This window comes from Streptomyces sp. Y2F8-2 (genome assembly GCF_014905555.1).
Taxonomy (GTDB): domain Bacteria; phylum Actinomycetota; class Actinomycetes; order Streptomycetales; family Streptomycetaceae; genus Streptomyces; species Streptomyces cynarae.
Window position 1 is genome coordinate 18,210 of the sequence record NZ_BNGS01000013.1, and the last position, 18,932, is coordinate 37,141.

The following is an 18,932-nucleotide window of genomic DNA, read 5'->3' on the forward strand; positions in this document are numbered from 1 at the left end:
GACACACTTGGAGTAGGGGCATAGAGTCGACAGAAAACATGTGTTTCGGGGCCCGAGGGACGAAGTATGAACGGAATGCCGCAGGACGCCGGTCCGGTTCAGGACGCGGTCCTGACGCGGGCCGCGCAGGCGGGCGATGTGTCCGCGCTGGCCCAGCTGCTGGAGCGGCACCGGCCCGGGATGCGCGCGGTGGCGGTCAGCCTGCTCGAGCCGGGCGCGGACGTGGACGACGTCATGCAGGACGCGGCGCTGGTGGCGCTGCGGCGGATCGTGGACATCCGCGATCTCGAGGCGGTGGGACCGTGGCTGCGCATGGTCGTCCGCAACAGCTGCCGTACTCTGCTGCGCGCCTCCCGGCGCGTCGAACCGGTGGCGGAGGTTCCGCTGCCGCCGGACGGCGGCACGCCCGAGCAGGTCAGCACATCGAGGAGCCCGAACTGTTCGCCGGCGCGGTCCGCGACTTCGTCCTCGGGACCCGCGCCGAGCGGGACGGCGCCGTCTAGGTGGCGCGGCGGTTGTCACGGGTGCCGGTCCGGGCCGTTCCGGGCGGGCACCCGTGGCGACGCCCGAGATGTTGTCCGCCCGGTTGACGGGTTTCAACACGCCGACCGCCCCTGTCTCCGGCTTCGAGATCACCGACCTGGCCGGCCTGCGGCCGCATGGCCGACGGCAGCCTGCTGCGCGGCCACCGCGTCGACTTCCACACCGTGACCCTGATCACCGTTGTCGCCGCTGCGGAAGACCGTGCTGGAGGCCGGTCATCTCTTGGCGATGCCCGTCCGTCTTCTCCGCGCCGGTTCAGGAAGGCGCGCCGGTCAGGACTTGCACCTTGCCGGTGTCGAGTGAGTAGTAGGCACCGACGACCGCCAGGGAGCCCTTGCGCACCAGCGGGGCGAGGTCCTGGTTGGAGCGAAGGGCGGTAGCGGTCAACCTGACCTGGGCTCGTGCCATCGTCTCGACCGGGTCGGCACCGCCCTCCCTCACCGCCTGCTCGTACGCCGGCCGCAGAGCTTTGACGACCGCCTGGAGGTTGCCGGGCAGAGGTTTGCCGTCACGCATGGACTGATACGCCGCTTTGACGGCACCGCAGCGTTGATGACCGAGGACGACGATGAGCGGCGTGCCACTCGTCATGGGTCCGTACTCGACAGAACCGGTGACCACCGGGTCGGCCGCCTGTCCGCCCGTGCGCATCACGTAGAGATCACCCAGCCCGGTGTCGAAGAGAAGTTCAGGTGGCACTCGGGAGTCGATGCACGACAGAACCGCCCCGAAGGGCTCCTGTTCCTGAGCCACGAACTGGCGCCGGTCCGGATCCCGGTCGGGATGCTGAAGGTTTCCGCTCACCCAGCGTCCGTTGCCATCCATCAGCCTCGCGAACGCGGTGGCGGGCGTGGTCGGCCGCGCTCCGGGCGAAGCACTGCTCCCCGCCGTGCCGGCGCTCGTCGACGAACACCCCGCAAGCGCGACCGTGGCGCCCACGAGTGAGCCGGTGAGCACAGCTCTACGGTTCGGACGCCCTGCTGTGCCCATCGGTCGTTCCCCTCTGTGCCACTGGAACCCGTGCCTGCCTGATGACCAGGCCGATTGTTCAGCGTGGTGAGGGTGGCCTGGCGGCAGGCACGCGTGGGCGGGGACTGCTTTGCCCCCGACGGCCCACGGGTGAGACCGGCGATGGCCGGCTCCCGGTCACGGTCGATTGCGGCGGCGAGGGGTGTGGGGACTGGAGGTCGTCCTTCGAACGGGACGAACACCCGCAGAAGCACGCGGGGGTGTCGGCGAAGGCCGCCTCGCCGCCATGGCCGGCCGGAAGCGCACCTGCGCGGCGGAGGCTCGACGTATTGTCGTCGGAGCGGTCGGCAAGGCCCTCGGATCAGCGTCGGCCAAGCCCGCTTCCGAATGACGCACTGCCTCCTGACCGCTGACGCCGGCAGACGCCCGCATGCGCGGCGGCTGCCGGTGGTGGGCGCCACAGCGGCGCCCGATGAAGACACCAGGCACTTGGCCCCCGCGTGGCCCGCCGTCCCGGGACCGGCGGGCCGGCGCTTCGAGAGGCGCCGTCGCGGGGTAACCGGAACATACGCCTCCGCTCGCTGAAACGGAAGACCTCTCGGGCGCTCGCTTATGCGTTCGAACAGAAGAAGACCGTGTCGCCTGGCGACGCGGGAGGGGCGGCGGGCGGCCGGCGCCGCACGGGCGGCCGGCACTCCGCCTGCGGCCTTCGGCCGCGAGGGCTACAAGGTCCGGCGGCGACGCAGGTCGGCCACAACGCACCGCGGTCACGAGCCGGGCGTTCGGCTGCGGTCATCTTGTCGCTCAGTGCCGCCAGTGTCGTGCCTGGAATCGATCTGGCTCGGTTGACGGCGATGACCGTGGCGATGACGGAAGTCAGGTCGATGGCGGCGCCGACGTAGAACGGTGCGGTGCAGCCGAGGCCCGCCGTGATCGCCAGGCCTCCGGCCCAGGCGCCGAGGGCGGCGTCGCCGCAATGCGGGCCCTGTGACGGTCGGTCACCCGCCGTCTCAATGGCCGGTGGTGGCGTTCCAGTCGACCAACTGGACGATCACGCCGTTGGGGCCCCGTACCTGGAAAGCGCGCTCGCCCCACTCTTCCTCGGTCAGCGGCATGGTGATCGTGACGCCTTCGGCGTGCAGGCGCGCCAGCTCGCCCTCGAGGTCGTCGACGACGAAGGCGAGGATGAGTCCGGCCGCGTGCTCGTCGCGCTGGTCCGCCGGGAGCGTCCGAAGCCCCCGCCGCAGGAAGACGACGTTCATCCCGACGTCGTCGCGCGTCAGGGACGCGAACCCGTCGGCGGCCATCTCCTCACGGAACCCGAAGTGCGTGCGGAGGAAGGCACTGGAGGCCTGGACATCGTCGACGTTGAGTGACACGGCACTGGAAGTGACCTTCACGGGGGCTCCTCTGATGTCGGCTCATTCTCTGTACGACGTACAATGTACATCGTACAGAGATGGGATGCGAGAAGATTGGGCTCGTGCCTACCGACCGAACCAGCGCCGGCGACCCGGCCCGCACCCTGCAGCTGCTGTGGCGTGAGGCCGCCCCCGACCGCGGCCGCGGGCCACGGCGCGGGCTGAGCATCGACGCGGTGGTCGAGGCGGCCACCGCCATCGCCGACGCCGAAGGCCTCGACGCGGTGACCATGCGCCGCGTCGCCCAGGAACTCGGCGTGGTGCCGATGACGCTCTACACCTACGTCCCCGGCAAGGCCGAGCTGCTCGACCTCATGCTCGACGCCGCCTACGCCCGCATGCCCCGCACGGACACAGCCGGACAGCCCTGGCGCCGACGCGTCACCGCCATCGCCGACGAGAACAAGGCACTCTTCGAACGCCACCCCTGGGCCGCGGCCGTCTCCACCTCCAGGCCCCCGCTGGGACCGGGACTGATGCAGAAGTACGAGCACGAGCTGGCCGCGTTCGAAGGCCTCGGCCTGAGCGACATCCACATGGACGACTGCCTCACCTACCTGCTCACCTTCGTCCAGGCATGCGCCCGCGCCGCCGCCGACGCCCGGGCCGCCCAGCACGACAGTGCGATGAACGACGAACAGTGGTGGCAGGTCAACGCCCCGCTCCTGGCCCGGGTCCTCGACCCGGACACCTACCCCACCGCCGTCCGCGTCGGCACGGCGGCAGGCACGGCACACGGCACCGCCTACGACCCCGACCACGCCTACGCCTTCGGACTGCGACGTACTCTCGACGCCTTCGCCGCCCTCATCGACGAGTGCCGCGACACGAGCGCACCCACCTCGACGTAACGACGTCAAGCCGGTGCCGGGTCAGCGCGCCCCGCCCTGGAGGGTGGCGGGGAGACGCAGGTCACATCCGTCCATGTCACAGGGAGTCCGGCTACCCCGTCTCAGGGGTGTAGCCACCGACGACCACGGAGGAGCACAGCATGGACGCGCGACTGAACTACCTCGCCGACCCGACCGCCGGCAAGGCCCTCAAGCACCTCATGACGGCAGGCAAGACGATCAAGGACTCGCGGCTGCCGGCTGCGACGCAGGAGCTCGTCGCCCTGCGCGTGAGCCAGATCAATGGCTGCGCCGTCTGCATCGACATGCACACCAAGGAGGCCGCTGCTGCCGGCGAGGCCCCGGTGCGGCTGAACCTGGTGGCGGCCTGGCGGGAGGCCACGGTCTTCAGCGAGGCCGAGCGTGCCGCACTGGAGCTGGCAGAGCAGGCCACCCGCATCGCGGATGCGGCCGTCGGGGTCACCGACGAGGTGTGGGCGCGTGCCGCCAAGCACTACGACGAGGAGCAGCTGACCGCCCTGGTGGTCCTGGTCTCCTTCATGAACATGGTGAACCGGCTGAACGTCGTCACCCGGCAGCCGGCCGGCAACTACGAACCCGGACAGTTCCACTGAACGTCACGGGTACGGAGGAGAGTACGGAAGAAGCCGCCTGTGCCCACCAGTTCGGCCGGGTGGGCGGGGATGCGGGGGAAGGGGTCGGCGTGGGAAAGGTCGAGGACTTCGAGGAGCTGCGCCCGCTGCTGTTCTCGATCGCCTACCGGATTCTGGGCAGCGTGAGTGAGGCGGAGGATGCGGTGCAGGAGACGTGGCTGCGCTTCGACGCCTCGGTGACCCGGCCCACGTCGACCAGGGCTTTTCTCTCGGCCGCGGTGACACGGATCTCGATTGATGTGCTGCGTTCTGCGCGGGTGCGACGCGAGGAGTACGTCGGACCGTGGTTTCCGGAGCCGCTGTTGAGCGATCCTTATCAGGACCCGGCGCGCTCGGTCGAACTGGCCGACTCGGTGTCCATGGCGGCGCTTCTGTTGCTGGAGCGGCTCAGCCCGTTGGAGCGGGCCGTCTTCTTGCTGCGTGAGGTGTTCGCCTTCGGGTTCGACGAGATCGCCGCGGCGGTGGGACGTTCGGAGGCGGCCTGCCGGCAGCTCCTGGTGCGGGCGCGGCGGCACATGGAGGCCGGGCGGCCGCGGTTCGCAGCGGACCGTCAGGAGCGGCAGGAGCTGGCGACGCGGTTCTTCGACGCCCTGAAGCACGGCGATGTGGGCGGGCTGCGGAATCTGCTGGCCGCCGACGTGCAGTTGGAGGGGGACGGCGGCGGCAAGGCCCCGCAACTGGCCAAGGCCGTCGTCGGCGCGGACAACGTGGCCCGGGTGCTGGGCAGCGTCTTCCCCCGGCTGACCCGGATCGCCGTGACGTTCGAACCGCACGAGATCAACGGCCAGCCCGGTGCGATCTTCCGCGACCGCGACGGCAGGATCCTGCACACCTTGGTCCTCGAGGTGCTCGGCGGGCAGATTCAGGCCATCCGCGTGGTGATCAATCCCGACAAGCTCGGCCACCTCGGGCCGGTCGCCGATGCCTGGGCCATCGACCGGGAGGTGAAGCAGGCCCGTAGGCAGTCCCACTGACTCCGACTGTGGTGCCGGGCCCAGGCACCAGCAGGGCGCCGTCGTCGGAGTGCGCCTACAGGTCGAACTCCACGTGCTCCACGTCGGTGAACTGCACCTCCAGGCCCTGGGCGCGACGGCCGCGGTCACGGAAGTAGATCTCACCCAGGCCCTCGGCTGCGATGTCGCGCAACTGCTGCTCGGTGGCCCCCTGTTCCTGCGCGTCGAAGAGACGGGCCGCGAACTCGGGGGGCAGTGCCACCGTCAGGTGACGCTGCCGCGGGTCGTCGGTCGTGCCCGGGGCGGCGGTGTAGCCGAAGCGGGCGCGGGTGTCGATGACGATGCCGGTCCTGCTGGCCGCCTGTTTCTTGGCCCGGGCGCGGACCTGCGGCTGCCAGCGCCGGCGGACTTCGCGCTCGAGCCGCTCGGCGAGCTCCGGTCTGGGCTTCCTGAGCTGGTCCTTGACATAGCGTTCGACGGTGCGCTGGGTGATGCCGAGCAGCTCGGCCACTGCCCTGGTGCCCTTGAGCTGCTTGACGAGGTACCGCATCCGGGCGCCGGCGCCCTGGGGGATCGGGCGGGTGAACGCCTTCTGCAGGACCTCTTCGAGGCCGTCCCCGACCGTGTCCATCGGTCAGCCCCTTTCTCACTCTCCGCCGTCGGTGGCGGTGATGTGTCCGTCCTTGATGTACCGGGCGAGGTTGAGGTCCTGGCCGTGCCTCTCGCGCACCTCTTCGGCCCACAGGGTGGTCTGGGTGCCCTCGTGCTTGACCATCCCCGGCAGGACGCCGAGCCGGAAACTGCCGGGCACGGTCTTGCCGCCCTGGTGGGGCAGGACGTCCAGCGGGCTCGGTCCGTCGGCGGCGTAGACGGCGCAGTCCGACAGGATCGCCACGGGGTACCGGCCGGTGGCCGCGGCGAGGGCGAGCATCTTTCGGTGCATGTTGACACGGGCCCGGGAGATGACGGCGGCGCGGATGTCGGGGCGCCATGTCGGCCGGGACAGTGCCGGCCACGGCCGGCCGGGGCGCCATCCGCCGCCGCGCGGTCGCTCCCTCAGTTTGCCGATGCCGCCCTTGACGGTCGCCTTGATCGCGGACAGGACGACTGCCATCTCGGCATCGCGCTGCTTGTAGCCGTCCATCGCCGTCAGGAACTCCTCCGGCGTCAGCCCCTCCGGCACGCCGAGGTCGGCCATGGTGGCCACGTACGCGTCGCGGAGCCGCTTGTACCAGCTGTCCAGGTAGCGGCCGCTCGTGGGCCGGACGTACGCCTCGAGGGGTGCGACGTCGTAGCCCAGTTCGACCGCATAGGCCACGGTCGGCGTCGCGTACCAGGCCGGTCCCTTCGGCCGGTCGCCCCTGGGGGTGAACGGGCTGGGCAGCAGGTCCCCGTCGAGGTGCTTCCACTCCTTGGCGACCAGCACGTGGGACAGGTCGACATGGGAGAGGTCGACCAGCCAGGAGCCGGGCAGTTTCGGGTCGAACGTCGGGTGCTCCACGTGGACCGGTTCGCAGGCGAGGCCGACGACCGCTCCGTTGGCGGCCGCACCGAAGGCGAGGTTGACGTCGATGCCGACCACGTAGCGCTTCAGGCACTCGTCATCCGTGAGCGGCCGGGCCCAGTCGTACGCCTCCTCCAACAGCATCTCGGCCGGGCCCCGCTGGTGGAACCGTGGCAGGTCGGCGAGGAGGGGGTGCCCGTCCGGCGCCTCGCACGGCGCGCAGTCCACCGGACGGCTGCCCAGCGAGCCGGGGTTGTGCTCGCTGTGACGGTGACCGTCGGCGTCCGGATCGCTCGCCCTCGTGGGTGGGTGCAGAGCCGTCATCAGCTCAAGGCCCGTCACCGCGGTGGAGCCGCGCGGGGTCATCACCCGCTGCGCATAGGTGCCCAGGAGCCGGGCGAGCTCCGCCGGCGGAAGCTGCGCCGCGCCGTCCCAGTGGCGTGTGTCGAGGGCGTCCCAGGACGTGATGCACAACTGCACGCACTGGCGCCTGCCACCCTCGGCCGGGCGGTAGATCCGCGCCCACGGCCCGAACCCCCGCTTGGTCAACTGCCAGTCGGCCCGCTGCAGTTGCTTGACGACCTTGTGGGAGTCGGGGATCCGGCCCGCGAGGCGCTCCTCCTGGCCGAGCCGGCCCGGCAGCCCGTAGCGCTCGCAGGCGGACTCGGTGAGCACGAGCAGCGGGTCCGCGTCCTTCCCCGAGCCGTTCAGGCGCGGGGCGCCGAGCCTGGCTTCGGTCAGGGTCCACTCGACCAGGGAGGGGAGCGACTTGGCAGGCACGTCGAGAACGAGGCCGCCGACGCAGTACGCGAGGACCTGGCCGTCCCGGTCGGCGTCGACGACGGCGAGCGGCCCGTTCTCGAATCGCGGATCGACCTCGCTCGATGTGGGCCCGGTCGCAGTGGCCTTCCGCGGGACGGCCTTCTGCGAGGCGGCTTTCTTCCCAACCGGCCGCGTCACCGACGGCCTTGTGGTGGCCGCCGGACGGAACTCCGCTACGGGGCTGTGGGGCGGCGCGGGGTTCTCGGGGGCCGTCAGGGCCGCAGCGTCCGGCGCCGGCCTGGTGGACGGAGTCCGTTCCTCTGCCGGTGCCGCCTCCGAGGGCGCAGGCACGGTCGCCGAGGTTTCGACGGCCGGCGTGGCGGCTGGCCTGGCGGGATCGCCGGAGTGGGCGGGGTAGAGCTCCGCGAGCTTCTTCAGCAGGTGCGCGTAGGCCTCGCGCTCGGGCGGCCTCGGTTCGGTCTTCCCGTTCTCCCAGCCGCTCACCGTAGCGCGCCGTACCTTCAACGCGCCGGCGATCTGGTCCAGCGTCAGCCCATGCGCCTGGCGCAGCCGCTTGCGTTCCGCCGGCGGCGGCAGCGGCGACGCGGACGCGATCAACGCCTCGACCGCCTCGAACAACTCCGACATGGAAGACCTCCGGCCGCCTACCCTAGCTCAGGTGAACGTACGGATCGCGTACGATCAGCGCACATTTCGCGCACGCACGACTGAAATGATCTCTCGGAGGCGGTCGTCGTGTGCCGTGGTGCCGGCGACCGGCGGCAGTCCACGCGTCTTGCGCCGCGCTCCCCCACCACGGTGACCGTTGCGCTCGCCCGAACGTCCCGCGCCGGGCGTCCGCCGGACTCCGACCCCTCAGGGGTGCGTCCTGGCGGGAGCTGGTTTGCGCGCCAGTTCGTAGGCGAAGCCGACTCTTTCGGTGAGGCCGGCGCCTGCCGTGTAGCGGCTGAGTTCGGCAGTGAGGTCGGCGTCGAACTCAGCGGCGTGGTCCGCGAGTACAGCAGGCGGCAGGAACGACGTCGACCGGATGTGACCGGCGAGCTCATCCGTCGTCCAGTGGTGCTCGGCGAAGAACTCGTGCCGCCCGGCGGACTCGAACCCGGCACGGGACAGTACGTCGCGGTCGGGGTCCTGCTGCCGTGCACTGTCCCAGCCGGGCGGGACGCGGCCGGCCGCACCGAGCGCATCACGCCATTTGAGCAGCACGTCGTCGAGCGCACGCTGCCAGTCTCCGGGGCCTGCCCATGGGGAGGTCGACCAGCACAGGGCGACACAGCCGCCCGGCTCGAGCCAGCCGTAGGAGCGCTCCGCGACCAGGGCCCGGTGCAGCCGGTGGAAGGCGTTGCCGATGACGATCAGCTCGAAGCTGCCCGGCTCCGCATGCAGATCCTCGGCGCTTGAGGTGACGGCATGGACATGGGGCGCCCCGGCGGTGATCGCTTTGGCGCGGACCACCTCGGTCATGCCGGGTTCGGCGTCCACGGCCCACACTTCCGCGAACCAGCCGCGCAACGGGAACGCGAGCTGGCCCGTGCCGGATGCGAGGTCGAGCAGGCGTCCGCTCCCCGACGGCGCTGTCCGGCGGAGGAGGTCGCTGATCATCGCCTCCGGGTAGGGCAGCCGGAACCGGTCGTAGTACGCCGCGGTGCCGCGGTACAAGCCGGGTTCGAACCTCACCTCGCCGGTCATACGGGCACCATGGCATGAATTCGGGTCGGGTGGGACGCAATCCGCGCGGGACGCGGCAACGGCCGGGCGGCGGCTCGAGGCAACCCCCGTCCGCGCCCCCGTCGATCGCAGACGGCGACGTATGAGGCGCACTCCTTGGTCAGTCGTGCCCGTCCGTGGAGGAGGCGATGACTTCCCCTCCGTGTTCGCCTCCTTGCGCGAGCCGTTCGACGAGGAGCATCGCCGCATCGTCCGCCAGGCGGCCCCCGGTGTGGCGGATCAACCCCTCGTGCAGCTGTTCCAGGAACTCCGAGGGAGTGCACGGGTGCACCGCCTCCATGGCCTCGTGCAGGGGGAAGAAGACCCCGTCAGGGCTGCGCGCCTCGATCACCCCGTCGGTGTGCAGCAGCAGACGGTCACCGGGCTCGAACGGATAGTTCTCCGCCTTGGCCGGCGTGACGGTGAGGAAGTCCTCCAGGCCCAGGGGCGGCAGTGGCGAGGTGGGCATCAGGGCCTCGACCTTGCCCTTGCGCAGCATGAGCGGCGGTGGATGTCCACGATTGACCACCTGGACCGTGCAGTCGTCGCACACCTGAGCGACGACGGCGGTGACGAAGTCCTCGGCCCGCTCATCCTCGCAGCCTTGATCGATCGCGTTTCTCCCGGTGCTCTGGCGTTCCAGTGCGGCCGCGCAGTGGTTCATCACCTCGACCAGTTCGGTGTCATAGTGCGCGGCCTCCCGGAAGGCACCCAGCACCGCAGCGGCCAACCGCACGGCGGGCAGTCCCTTGCCACGGACGTCCCCCACGATCATCCGGACCCCGTACCGGGTCTGCACGGCCTCGTACAGATCTCCCCCGATCTGGGCCCCCGTCTCTGCCGCGCGGTACATGCTGGCCATCTGGACGGGACCCAGCCTGGCGGGCACGGGTGGCAGGACCACCCGTTGCGCCGCCATGGCGACGCGGCGCACCTGGTCCAGCTCGCTCTGCCTGCGCATGCGCATGGTGTTGCTCATGACGATGCTGGCCACTGACACCACGAAGAGCGACAGGAGGTTGCTGTAGGCCTGGCCGGCCCAGCTGTCGTGGAGGGTCGCCGTGATCGCGGTGACGGCAAGAGCTCCCGCCGCTGCCGAGAGGGTGCCTTTCGGCCCCATCGTGAGCGACGCCAGGGCCGGCATCGCGGCGAGGATGGGACCGGTGACCACGGCGTGTGCGGGCGAGAGCTCGATGCCCAGCGCGAGCATGATGATCATGAACGGCACACACTGCGCGAGTCTGAGGAGGACCCCGCTGTGCCCGCCCGCTCCTGACGGGTCAGATGAGCCGAACAGCGACCGCATGGCTACAGCCTGCCTCGCTGAAGTCCCGTGCTCCACTCGGCGCCCGTGTCTCGGCCGGACCGGTCGATCGTCGCCCGGCTTGCCGGTGCCGGCTCCTGGCCGGCCGGGCGCACGTGGGCAGCACGAGGCCTTGCGGGGCGTGTGACGCCTACGTCAGTGCCTTCAGCAGCCGTTCCGCCAGAACCGCGGCCGATGCGGGGTTCTGCCCGGTGTACAGGTTGCGGTCCACCACCGTGTACGGCTTCCAGATCTCGCCGCGGGTGAAATCGACGCCCAGCTCTTTGAGCTCGTCCTCCAGCAGCCACCGAGCCCTGGGGCCCAGTCCCACGGCGTTCTCCTCGTCGTTGGTGAAGGCCGTGACCCGGTAGCCGGCGAAGGGCGAAACGCCGTGCACCCTGGTGGCCAGCATCGCGGCCGGCGCATGGCAGACGACGGCGAGCGGTTTGCCGGAGGCGAGCGCGGCGGTCAGCAGTCGGCCCGCGTCGGCGTCGGCCCAGAGATCCTCCATCGGACCGTGGCCGCCGGGGAAGTAGACGGCGTCGTAGTCCTCCAGGCGGGCGTCCGACAGCTGGATCGGCCGTCGCAGCTCCTCCGCGGAGCGGATGATGCCCTCCAGTTCGAGGGCGGTCTCCGCACTGCCTGCCATCTCGGGGCGCAGGCTCATCATGTCCACGTTCGGGACGACGCCGTGGGGGGTGGCCACCACGACCTGGTGGCCGGCTTCCGTGAGCGCCTTGTAGGGAGCCGCGAACTCCTCGGCCCAGTAACCGGTGGCATGTCTGGTGCCGTCCTTGAGGGTCCAGTACGTGGATCCGGTCATCACGAACAGTAGCTTCGCCATTACGGAAGCGCCTCCTCATCCTCGCCCGATGCGACGGGAGGTCGTGCACCCCTGCCACCGTATGCCGAGATCCGCTCAGGCACATGTGGGCGGCTGCCGGCAACGCCCGCCGGACGACCATGCCGCAGTGGCCCTCGGCTGCCGGATCAGGCGCCGGGCGCAGGGCGGGTGGGCTTCGACGGCCCCTCGGGTGTCAGGCCTTCGCCGAGTGCGGCGATCGCGGCGGGTCCGTGGCCGGCGGCGAGTAGTGGGGTGCGTACGTCCAGGTCGAGGTCGGGGAGGTAGCCGAGCAGGACGTCGGCCGGTCCTTCGATCCGCAGTCGGCCGAGCGCGGCCGGCAGCAACAGGCTCTCGGCCCGGGCCAGTCGCTCGCGTCCGCCCGGGGTGGCTACGGTGACGGGCGGCCCCGCGCTGCTGAGGACCAGCCCGGTGGCGAACGCGTGCACCAGGGGCGCGGCGGTGCCGATCCGCCATCGCTCCAGGGCGAAGTAGGGTCCGGCGCAGAGCACGGTGCGCTCCACGCCGTCGTCGACCGGCACGCTCAGACCGGACTGGAAGTCGGGGCGCGGCTCGGGCCGCCACTCCTCCAGGAGCCGCTCCAGGTTGGTGTGCCACTCCTGGTCCGTGATCGGCGAGCCGTCCTCCATCCGGTGGCGCATGGCGTGCTGCTGGATGTCGGAGGTCTGCTCGATCTCGTAGACGAGGGTGCCGGGGCCGAAGCTGTGCAGGGTCCCGCCGGGGACGTAGAGGGTCTGCCCGGCGCGCACCGGCAGGCGGCGCAGGACGGCGTCGAAGTCCTGCGCCACAAGGGCCCGGTGGAGCCGGTCGCGGTCGACGCCGGGTTTGACGCCGACCAGGGCGGTGGCGCCGGGGGCTGCTTCCAGAACGTGCCAGGCCTCGGTCTTGCCGTTGGGCTGGTCCTCGAGGCGGCGGGCGGTTTCGTCGTCGGCGTGCAGGTGGACCGGGAGTGGTCCGGTGGCGTCGATGAACTTCGTCAGCACGGGGAAGCGCTCACCGCGCCAGCCGCGTCCGACGAGTTCCTGCGGAAATTCCTCGACCAGTTGTCGCAGGGTGCGCCCGGCCAGCGGTCCCCCGGTCACCACCGCGCCCTCGCCGTCGACGTCGCTGACCTCCCAGGTCTCGGCGACCGGGCCGTCGGGCAGCCCTGCGCGGCCCCACCGGTCGGCCAGGACGCGGCCGCCGAAGACGTGCTGTTTGACCGGGGCGGTCAGCCGCAGCGGGTACCAGTCCACGTGGTCCGCCTCCTCAGAGGATCGGCTGACCGCCGGTGACCGCGATCCGGGCGCCGGAGACGTACGAGCCCTCGTCGGAGGCGAGCAGGACGTAGACCGGGGCGACCTCGGCCGGTTGTCCGGGGCGGCTCAGCGGCACCTGGGAGCCGAAGTTCTCGACCTGCTCCGGCGGCATGGTCGCGGGGATCAGCGGCGTCCAGATCGGCCCCGGCGCCACGCTGTTGACGCGGATCCCCCGTTCACCCAGCATCTGCGCCATGGCGCCGACCATGTTGGCGATGCCCGCCTTCGTGACGTCGTAGGGCAGCAGGGTGGGCGGGGGCATGTCGGAGTTGACCGAGGTGGTGGCGATGATCGACGACCCCGGTCGCATGTGGGGCACGGCCGCCTTGGACAGGTGGAACATGGCGCTGAGGTTGATCGCCAGAGTCCGGTCCCACTCCTCGTCGGGGATGTCCTCCAGCGAACCGCGGGTCATCTGGAACGCCGCGTTGCTCACCAGCACGTCGATCCGTCCGAAGGCCTCAACCGCCCGGCCGACCAGCTCCCGGCAGTGCGCCGGTTCGGCCACGTCGCCCGGCACCAGTACCGCTTTGCGGCCGGCATCCTCCACCCAGCGCGCGGTGTCGCGGGCGTCGTCCTCCTCCTCGTGCAGGTAGGAGATCAGCACGTCCGCGCCCTCCCGTGCGAACGCGATGGCCACCGCCTTACCGATGCCGCTGTCTCCGCCCGTGATCAGCGCGGCCTTCCCGGCCAGCCGGTCCGACCCGCGGTAGCTGTGCTCCCCATGGTCGGGCCTCGGCCGCATCTCCGCTTCCGTGCCGGGGGGCTGCTGTTGCTGCGCGGGTTGCGTCATGGAAAACCACATCCTTGCCTGTGGGGGGAGATGAGGCGGGAGCGGGGCCACGCCGCTCCGGGCTCCGGGCTCCGGGCTCCGGGCTCCGGGCTCCGGGCTCCGGGCTCCGGGCTCCGGGCTCCGGGCTCCGGGCTCCGGGCTCCGGGCTCCGGGAGGAACGGATACCCCGGACCATTCCGGAGAAACCGCTCAAATCATCGGGCGTTCGGTGGCGGTCGTTCGGCGCCCCCGGTCATTCGTGGCCCGCTTCCGGTCATTCGTGGCCCGCTTCCGGTCAGTCGTGGCTCGCTTCCGTCATTCGCGGCTCGGTCGGCTCCCAGGGCGCCGGACCCGGGCGTGCAGAATCAGTGCCAGCGCTCCACCGAGGGTGGTGTCGACGGCGCGACAGAGGGCGGAGTCGCCCGGGGGCGCGGCCACGACCTGCAGAAACAGCAGGACGTACCCGGCGATGCATGCACAGAACAGCCCGTAGTTCACCGGCTGCACCGTGAACGCGCCCCACAGCAGGACCGCCACCGCCGCCACCAGGGCGGCTCCCCGCGGCTGGACCGCATCGGCCGCGATTCCCACCACGAGTACCCCGATCAGGGTGCCGGCCCAGCGGTCCACACCTCGGCTCGCGGTGGTGACCCAGACCGGTTTGAGGACGTTCAGCAGTGTGAGGGTGATCCAGTAACTCCGCTGGTCCGGCAGCAGCCATGCGGCGGCCGCCTGCGCGAGCGCCAGCCCCAGGGCGAGTCGGAAGGCGTGCCAGCGGGCCAGTGGATCCGGATGCGTGAGCGCCCGGCCGGTCGACCGCAGCACCGCCCGGATCGAGGGGCGGTCCCGGCGAGGGTCGGCACGCTGACGCGGTCCGCGCGACCATGCCCGCAGTGCGGCCCGGAGCGTCGCCCTGCGCAGCACCATCCCCAGCATGATCTGGGCGAGGCCGCCGGTCACGATGCCCGCGGCCAGCAGTGCCGCGGTGCCGACCGGCTGCGGCGAGCGGCCCAGCGTGACGAATCCCACCATGGCCTGCACGCCCATCGTGGAGGCCGCCTGCCCGGTGCGCGCCAGGAGCCCCGCGACGGCACCGAGGAGGGCGAGCACGACGATCGATACGGCGGGCGTGCGCGCCGTGACCATGCCCAGGAAAGCCGCTGCGGCCAGCGCGGCGAGCGACACGCACATGGCCGCGCGTGGACGGGAGAGCCCGGGGGTGGTGCCCACCGCCCCGGCGTTGACCGCGCCCGCGGCGACGATCATGCCTGGCCGCGGCCCCCACAGGGCAGTTGCGGCGGCCAGCACCGCGCCGGCCCCGAGGGCGTAGCGCAGCCCCGCCCAAGGCAGCGCCTGCGGCCAGTTCATGTCCCTGGCCCGCCCCAGTACCTCGGCGAGCCGCCACCGGCTTCCCGTCACCGCCGCCATCCTCCGGCTCAGAAGTACGCCCCTTCCCCAGGACGTGTGGCTTTCCCGACCGGATGTATGCAAAAGCCGCCCCGAGGGGCGGGCGCCTTTCGTCAGTCCGTCACGTGCTCGCCGATGTCCCGGAGGCCGGCCGTCGACGCCCCCGTCGGCCGGCCGCATCCGAAGGCGGCCTCCACGAAGCACTGGCGGTACGCCGCTTCCGCGCCGTGGCGCAGGGCGCGCTCCAGCGCCGAGCCGGATGCCGGATCCCTGCGGGACCAGCCGTCACGGAGCAGGGACACGGCGAAGGCGGTGAGGAACGCGTCCCCGCAACCCATGGTGTCGGACATGGACAGCGGGTCCGCGGTCCGGGCCGGTACCGTGGCCGTGGTCCGCCCGTCGTACGCCACGGCACCCTCAAGACCGCGAGTGGCCAGTGCCATTCCCGCCCCCCGGCCCACGGCCTCGGCGAGCAGGTCACGGGTGGCGGTCTCGTCCAGGTGGGAGCACGACAGCAGTGCCAGATCCACATGGGGACAGATCCGGTCGAGGTAGGCAGCAGTTCGGTACTCGTCTTCGTCGGAGAGGTCGAAACTGATCAGCGGGCCGACCGCGGCCAGCTTGGGCAGTTCGCTCTCGGTGCCGGAGTAGACGCTGGAGTGCACCAGCGTGAACGAGGCGGCGTAGGCCATCAGGCGGGCGTCCAGGGTGAGCGGTTCGCGGGCGCTGACGCCACCGCCGTTGTAGCCGAGGAACTCCCGGTCCCCGTCCCGCACGCACAGAGTGGAGACAGACGTCTCGCCGTGGCGCACCACGCTGTGCTCCACGGCCACGCCTTGGGCCGCCACCGCCGTACGGACGAACGTCCCGAGGTCGTCGTCGCCGAACACCCCCAGATAGGCGGCGTCCAGGCCCAGGCGGCGGGCGAAGACGGCGACGTTGACGCAGTTGCCGCCGGGGTAGTCGATGCCGCGGTCCACGAAGCGGTCGACGGTGTTGTCGCCGAAACCGAGGACGTTCATCAGGGTCTCCCGAGACGGCGGGCGCGGCGTGCGGGACGCGGCGCCCGCCCTTGGGCGCGCCGGTGCCGGGACACCGGCGCGCGAGGGGCGGATGGACGATGCGGAAGCGGGACGGCGGATCAGTAGTCCATGACGCGGTAGTAGCGGCGCAGGTCGAGGGAGTGGCCCCGCACCCGCTCCAGGTGCTTGCTGACCCTGTCCATCACGGTGTCCAGCACCAGCGGCGCGAGCAGCCCCCGGAACTCGGGGCTGATGCCCTCCAGGGCGTGGTCGCGGGTGTCGAAGACGGTGACGTCCTTGGACACCCGCCGCGCGAACGCCTCGGCCCGGTCGGTGAGCGGCCGGGTCTCGTCCTCCCCCTGAAAGACGATCACGCTGGTGTTCTCCTCCAGCAGCTCCAGGGACCCGTGGAAGAACTCCGCGCTGTGCACGCGCGTGGTGCGCAGCCACTGCATCTCCTCGAGGATGCACATGGAGTACAGGTACGTGAAGCCCCACAGGTTCCCGCCGCCGATGAGGAAGTGGTAGTCGGTGTCCTTGTGCGCCTCGGCGAACGCCGACGCCACCGGCTCGGCCTGCCGGGCGACGTCCACCAGGATGCGTGGCAGGCCGGCCAGTTCACCGGCGAGCCGCTCATAGCCCTCGAACTCGCCCCGCCGGGAGAGCAACCGGCTCATGAACAACAGCATCTGGACGTCGAAGGGCCACGCCTTGGGCGCCGAGATCAGCGCGGTGTCGACGTGCTGGGCGACGGGCGAGTCGGGGTGGCCGGTGAAGCCGATCGTGTGGGCGCCCTTGGACTTGCAGAAGTCGACGGCGCGAAGGGTGTCCTCCGTGGTGCCGGAGACGGACGTGAAGACGGCGACCGTGCGTTCACCGAGCCGGGCGTCGCCGGAGACGACCAGCTCGGCCGCGATGGCCGCCCGCACCGGCAGCTGCGAGGAGCGCCGGGCGAGGTGTTCGTAGGGCCACATCTGGGCGTACGTCCCGCCCGCGCCCACGAGGAGGACCTGGTCGCAGCCCTCGTCCACCAGGCGGTCGACGACTTCCTCGATCCGGGGCCGCAGCGCGATGAGGCTTTCCGTCTGGGACACGAACTCGGCTTCGTTGAAGGAGAGCACGATGATGGGTTCCTTAAGGGTTGTTCCGCACCGGCACCGATGTGCGCCGGTGAGCCTGTGTCCGAAGGAGCGCGGGACCGGAGGCCGGTCAGACCGCGCGGCGCCGGGAGAACAGGACGTTCGCACCGGCGATGAGCAGACCGCCGCAGAAGATCAGCGTTCCCATGACATTGACCTGCGGGGGCACGCCGGTACGGCTGGCGCTGTACACCCACAGCGGGAAGGTGACCGTACGGCCGGCGTTGAAGCTGGTGACGATGTAGTCGTCGACGGACAGGGCGAAGCAGAGCAGCGCGCCGGACGCCACGCCGGGCAACAGCATCGGCAGGGTGACCAGCCGGAACGCGGTCCAGGGTCCCGCCCCCAGATCACGGGCGGCCTCCTCCAGCGTCGGGTCGTGCCCGGCCAGGCGCGCCCGCACCGTGATGGCGACGTACGGGATGCAGAACGCGACGTGCGCGATGACGATCGTCGTATGGCCGCGGGGCACGCCGAGCACGACGAACAGCGACAACAAGGCGGCGCCGAGGGCGATTTCGGGCGCGGCGATGGCCGCGAACAGCAGCAGGTCCACCGAGCCTCGGCCACGGAAGCGGTAGCGGCCCAGTGCCAGCCCGATCGGGGTGCCGAGCAGGGTGGCGACCACCGTGACCACCAGCGCGATGGTGAGGCTGTTGACCAGTGCCGCGGTCAGATTGGGGATGGAGAACAGGTGCCTGTACCAGGTCAGGGTGAAGCCCTGCCAGGTGAAGTTGACCTTGCTGTGGGTGTCGTTGAAGCCGAAGAGGACCATCACGGCGATCGGCAGCAGCAGCCAGGCCAGCACCAGCCAGGTGTACAGGGTCAGCGTGGGGCTCGGGCGGCCCGGGGCAGGGTGCGGCCGCGCCGTCGCGGCCGCGTACCGGGCGGGGACCGGTGTCTTCTCGGTCACGGTCATCGCGCGGCCGCCTCCAGCACGTCGTCGGTGCCCAGGGCCCGGGCGTAGGCGAACACGGCCAGCAGCAGCGCGCCCATGAGCACGAACGACAGGGCGGCGGCAGCCGGATAGTCGAGGTTGGTGAGGTACTCGGTCTGGATGATGGTGCCGATCACGGTGGTGGAGGGGCCGCCCAGGATGCCGGCGTTGACGTAGTCGGCGGAGGCGGGCACGAAGGTCAGCAGCACTCCGGCGAAGACCCCCGGCAGCGACAGCGGCAGGACGACACGCCAGAACGTCTGCGCCCGGGACGCGTACAGGTCGGTGGACGCCTCGATCACCTTGGGGTCCACCCGCTCCAGAGCGACGTACACGGGCAGCACCATGAACGGCAGGAAGTTGTAGGTCAGGCCGCCGATCACCGCGTACGGCGTGGCCAGCACATGGAAGTCGTCGGGCAGCAGCCCCAGGTGCTTCAGCGGTCCCAGCACCACGCCGTTGTCGGCGAGGACCACGTTCCAGGACTGCGTGCGGATGACGAAGGAGACGAAGAACGGCAGCAGGAGCAGGAAGAGGAACACCGACTTGTGCCGGCCGGCCCGGAAGGCGATCCAGTACGCCACCGGGTAACCGACGAGGGCACAGGCCGTGGTGGCGGCGGCCCCGTAGACCAGGGACCGGACGAGCTGCACGTGGTACGTCTCCACGACGTCCGCGTACGTGCGGAAGTGGAAGGTCTGGCGGAAGCCGTCGATGAAGTCGCCGGTCTGCAGCGAGAGCGACACCATCACGAGCACGGGTGCGATGAAGAAGGCCGCCAGCCACAGCCAGCCCGGCAGGACCATCA

At 71.0% G+C, this 18,932-nt stretch carries 18 protein-coding genes; 4 read left to right on the plus strand and 14 right to left on the minus strand.

Annotation, left to right across the window (positions count from 1 at the left end; translation table 11 throughout):
- Nucleotides 1-66: 66 nt before the first annotated feature.
- Complete coding sequence (locus SY2F82_RS39975; protein WP_200422905.1) at nucleotides 67-711, plus strand: RNA polymerase sigma factor; 645 nt, start codon at nucleotides 67-69, stop codon at nucleotides 709-711.
- An 87-nt stretch (nucleotides 712-798) separates the two neighbouring features.
- Here the strand turns inward: SY2F82_RS39975 and SY2F82_RS33860 are convergent, their stop codons facing one another.
- Together SY2F82_RS33860 and SY2F82_RS33865 are read right to left on the minus strand one after the other, a co-directional pair.
- Nucleotides 799-1,347 carry a carbonic anhydrase gene (locus SY2F82_RS33860; RefSeq protein ID WP_236041945.1) on the minus strand — a complete coding sequence of 183 codons (549 nt, stop codon included), beginning with the start codon at nucleotides 1,345-1,347 and terminating at the stop codon, nucleotides 799-801.
- A 1,175-nt stretch (nucleotides 1,348-2,522) separates the two neighbouring features.
- A complete protein-coding gene (locus SY2F82_RS33865) occupies nucleotides 2,523-2,912 on the minus strand; it encodes a VOC family protein (protein WP_200422907.1) in 390 nt (129 codons plus the stop codon).
- Between the two features lie 83 nt (nucleotides 2,913-2,995).
- On the opposite strand from SY2F82_RS33865, the gene SY2F82_RS33870 reads away from it, so the two are divergent.
- From SY2F82_RS33870 to SY2F82_RS33880, 3 genes are all read left to right on the plus strand, one after another.
- A complete protein-coding gene (locus tag SY2F82_RS33870; RefSeq protein WP_200422908.1) occupies nucleotides 2,996-3,784 on the plus strand; it encodes a TetR/AcrR family transcriptional regulator in 789 nt (262 codons plus the stop codon).
- Nucleotides 3,785-3,924: 140 nt separating this feature from the next.
- Complete coding sequence (locus SY2F82_RS33875; protein ID WP_200422909.1) at nucleotides 3,925-4,398, plus strand: carboxymuconolactone decarboxylase family protein; 474 nt, start codon at nucleotides 3,925-3,927, stop codon at nucleotides 4,396-4,398.
- A gap of 89 nt (nucleotides 4,399-4,487) precedes the next feature.
- Nucleotides 4,488-5,411: an RNA polymerase sigma-70 factor gene (locus SY2F82_RS33880; protein WP_200422910.1), complete on the plus strand. Its 924-nt coding sequence runs from the start codon at nucleotides 4,488-4,490 to the stop codon at nucleotides 5,409-5,411.
- Nucleotides 5,412-5,466: 55 nt separating this feature from the next.
- On the opposite strand, the gene SY2F82_RS33885 is transcribed toward SY2F82_RS33880, so the two are convergent.
- The 12 genes from SY2F82_RS33885 to SY2F82_RS33940 all read right to left on the minus strand — a co-directional run bounded on the left by SY2F82_RS33885 (nucleotide 5,467) and on the right by SY2F82_RS33940 (nucleotide 18,930).
- Nucleotides 5,467-6,021, minus strand: coding sequence for an XRE family transcriptional regulator (locus SY2F82_RS33885; protein WP_200422911.1), 555 nt, complete (start codon nucleotides 6,019-6,021; stop codon nucleotides 5,467-5,469).
- A 15-nt stretch (nucleotides 6,022-6,036) separates the two neighbouring features.
- Nucleotides 6,037-8,304: a helix-turn-helix transcriptional regulator gene (locus SY2F82_RS33890; protein ID WP_200422912.1), complete on the minus strand. Its 2,268-nt coding sequence runs from the start codon at nucleotides 8,302-8,304 to the stop codon at nucleotides 6,037-6,039.
- A 228-nt stretch (nucleotides 8,305-8,532) separates the two neighbouring features.
- Nucleotides 8,533-9,366 carry a class I SAM-dependent methyltransferase gene (locus SY2F82_RS33895; protein ID WP_200422913.1) on the minus strand — a complete coding sequence of 278 codons (834 nt, stop codon included), beginning with the start codon at nucleotides 9,364-9,366 and terminating at the stop codon, nucleotides 8,533-8,535.
- Between the two features lie 139 nt (nucleotides 9,367-9,505).
- Nucleotides 9,506-10,603, minus strand: a complete 1,098-nt coding sequence (locus tag SY2F82_RS33900; protein WP_236041946.1) for a PP2C family protein-serine/threonine phosphatase — start codon at nucleotides 10,601-10,603, stop codon at nucleotides 9,506-9,508.
- Between the two features lie 235 nt (nucleotides 10,604-10,838).
- Nucleotides 10,839-11,531, minus strand: coding sequence for a type 1 glutamine amidotransferase domain-containing protein (locus SY2F82_RS33905; RefSeq protein WP_200422915.1), 693 nt, complete (start codon nucleotides 11,529-11,531; stop codon nucleotides 10,839-10,841).
- 146 nt (nucleotides 11,532-11,677) lie between these two features.
- On the minus strand, nucleotides 11,678-12,784 hold the full coding sequence (locus SY2F82_RS33910; RefSeq protein WP_200422916.1) for a type I phosphomannose isomerase catalytic subunit: 1,107 nt from the start codon (nucleotides 12,782-12,784) through the stop codon (nucleotides 11,678-11,680).
- 13 nt (nucleotides 12,785-12,797) lie between these two features.
- Nucleotides 12,798-13,640 (minus strand): SDR family oxidoreductase, encoded by an 843-nt coding sequence (locus tag SY2F82_RS33915; RefSeq protein ID WP_200422917.1) that lies wholly within the window; start codon nucleotides 13,638-13,640, stop codon nucleotides 12,798-12,800.
- A gap of 294 nt (nucleotides 13,641-13,934) precedes the next feature.
- Nucleotides 13,935-15,038 (minus strand): FUSC family protein, encoded by a 1,104-nt coding sequence (locus SY2F82_RS33920; protein ID WP_200422918.1) that lies wholly within the window; start codon nucleotides 15,036-15,038, stop codon nucleotides 13,935-13,937.
- A 101-nt stretch (nucleotides 15,039-15,139) separates the two neighbouring features.
- A complete protein-coding gene (locus SY2F82_RS33925; protein ID WP_200422919.1) occupies nucleotides 15,140-16,048 on the minus strand; it encodes a PfkB family carbohydrate kinase in 909 nt (302 codons plus the stop codon).
- Between the two features lie 119 nt (nucleotides 16,049-16,167).
- Nucleotides 16,168-17,169 carry an SIS domain-containing protein gene (locus SY2F82_RS33930; RefSeq protein WP_200422920.1) on the minus strand — a complete coding sequence of 334 codons (1,002 nt, stop codon included), beginning with the start codon at nucleotides 17,167-17,169 and terminating at the stop codon, nucleotides 16,168-16,170.
- Nucleotides 17,170-17,257: 88 nt separating this feature from the next.
- The gene (locus SY2F82_RS33935) at nucleotides 17,258-18,106 is read right to left on the minus strand and encodes an ABC transporter permease (RefSeq protein ID WP_236041947.1); all 849 of its coding nucleotides are present in this window, start codon (nucleotides 18,104-18,106) and stop codon (nucleotides 17,258-17,260) included.
- Nucleotides 18,103-18,930: an ABC transporter permease gene (locus SY2F82_RS33940; RefSeq protein WP_200423115.1), complete on the minus strand. Its 828-nt coding sequence runs from the start codon at nucleotides 18,928-18,930 to the stop codon at nucleotides 18,103-18,105. Before SY2F82_RS33940 ends, SY2F82_RS33935 begins: the two co-directional genes overlap by 4 nt.
- Nucleotides 18,931-18,932: the final 2 nt, after the last annotated feature.

What these genes read in the sequence shown, in the direction of transcription:
- SY2F82_RS33905 (WP_200422915.1), bottom strand. Translation starts at nt 11,531, where the DNA reads ATGGCGAAGCTACTGTTCGTGATGACCGGATCCACGTACTGGACCCTC.
- SY2F82_RS39975 (WP_200422905.1), top strand. Translation starts at nt 67, where the DNA reads ATGAACGGAATGCCGCAGGACGCCGGTCCGGTTCAGGACGCGGTCCTG.
- SY2F82_RS33915 (WP_200422917.1), bottom strand. Translation starts at nt 13,640, where the DNA reads ATGACGCAACCCGCGCAGCAACAGCAGCCCCCCGGCACGGAAGCGGAG.
- SY2F82_RS33935 (WP_236041947.1), bottom strand. Translation starts at nt 18,106, where the DNA reads ATGACCGTGACCGAGAAGACACCGGTCCCCGCCCGGTACGCGGCCGCG.
- SY2F82_RS33875 (WP_200422909.1), top strand. Translation starts at nt 3,925, where the DNA reads ATGGACGCGCGACTGAACTACCTCGCCGACCCGACCGCCGGCAAGGCC.
- SY2F82_RS33900 (WP_236041946.1), bottom strand. Translation starts at nt 10,603, where the DNA reads ATGATCATCATGCTCGCGCTGGGCATCGAGCTCTCGCCCGCACACGCC.
- SY2F82_RS33940 (WP_200423115.1), bottom strand. Translation starts at nt 18,930, where the DNA reads ATGGTCCTGCCGGGCTGGCTGTGGCTGGCGGCCTTCTTCATCGCACCC.
- SY2F82_RS33890 (WP_200422912.1), bottom strand. Translation starts at nt 8,304, where the DNA reads ATGTCGGAGTTGTTCGAGGCGGTCGAGGCGTTGATCGCGTCCGCGTCG.
- SY2F82_RS33885 (WP_200422911.1), bottom strand. Translation starts at nt 6,021, where the DNA reads ATGGACACGGTCGGGGACGGCCTCGAAGAGGTCCTGCAGAAGGCGTTC.
- SY2F82_RS33925 (WP_200422919.1), bottom strand. Translation starts at nt 16,048, where the DNA reads ATGAACGTCCTCGGTTTCGGCGACAACACCGTCGACCGCTTCGTGGAC.
- SY2F82_RS33895 (WP_200422913.1), bottom strand. Translation starts at nt 9,366, where the DNA reads ATGACCGGCGAGGTGAGGTTCGAACCCGGCTTGTACCGCGGCACCGCG.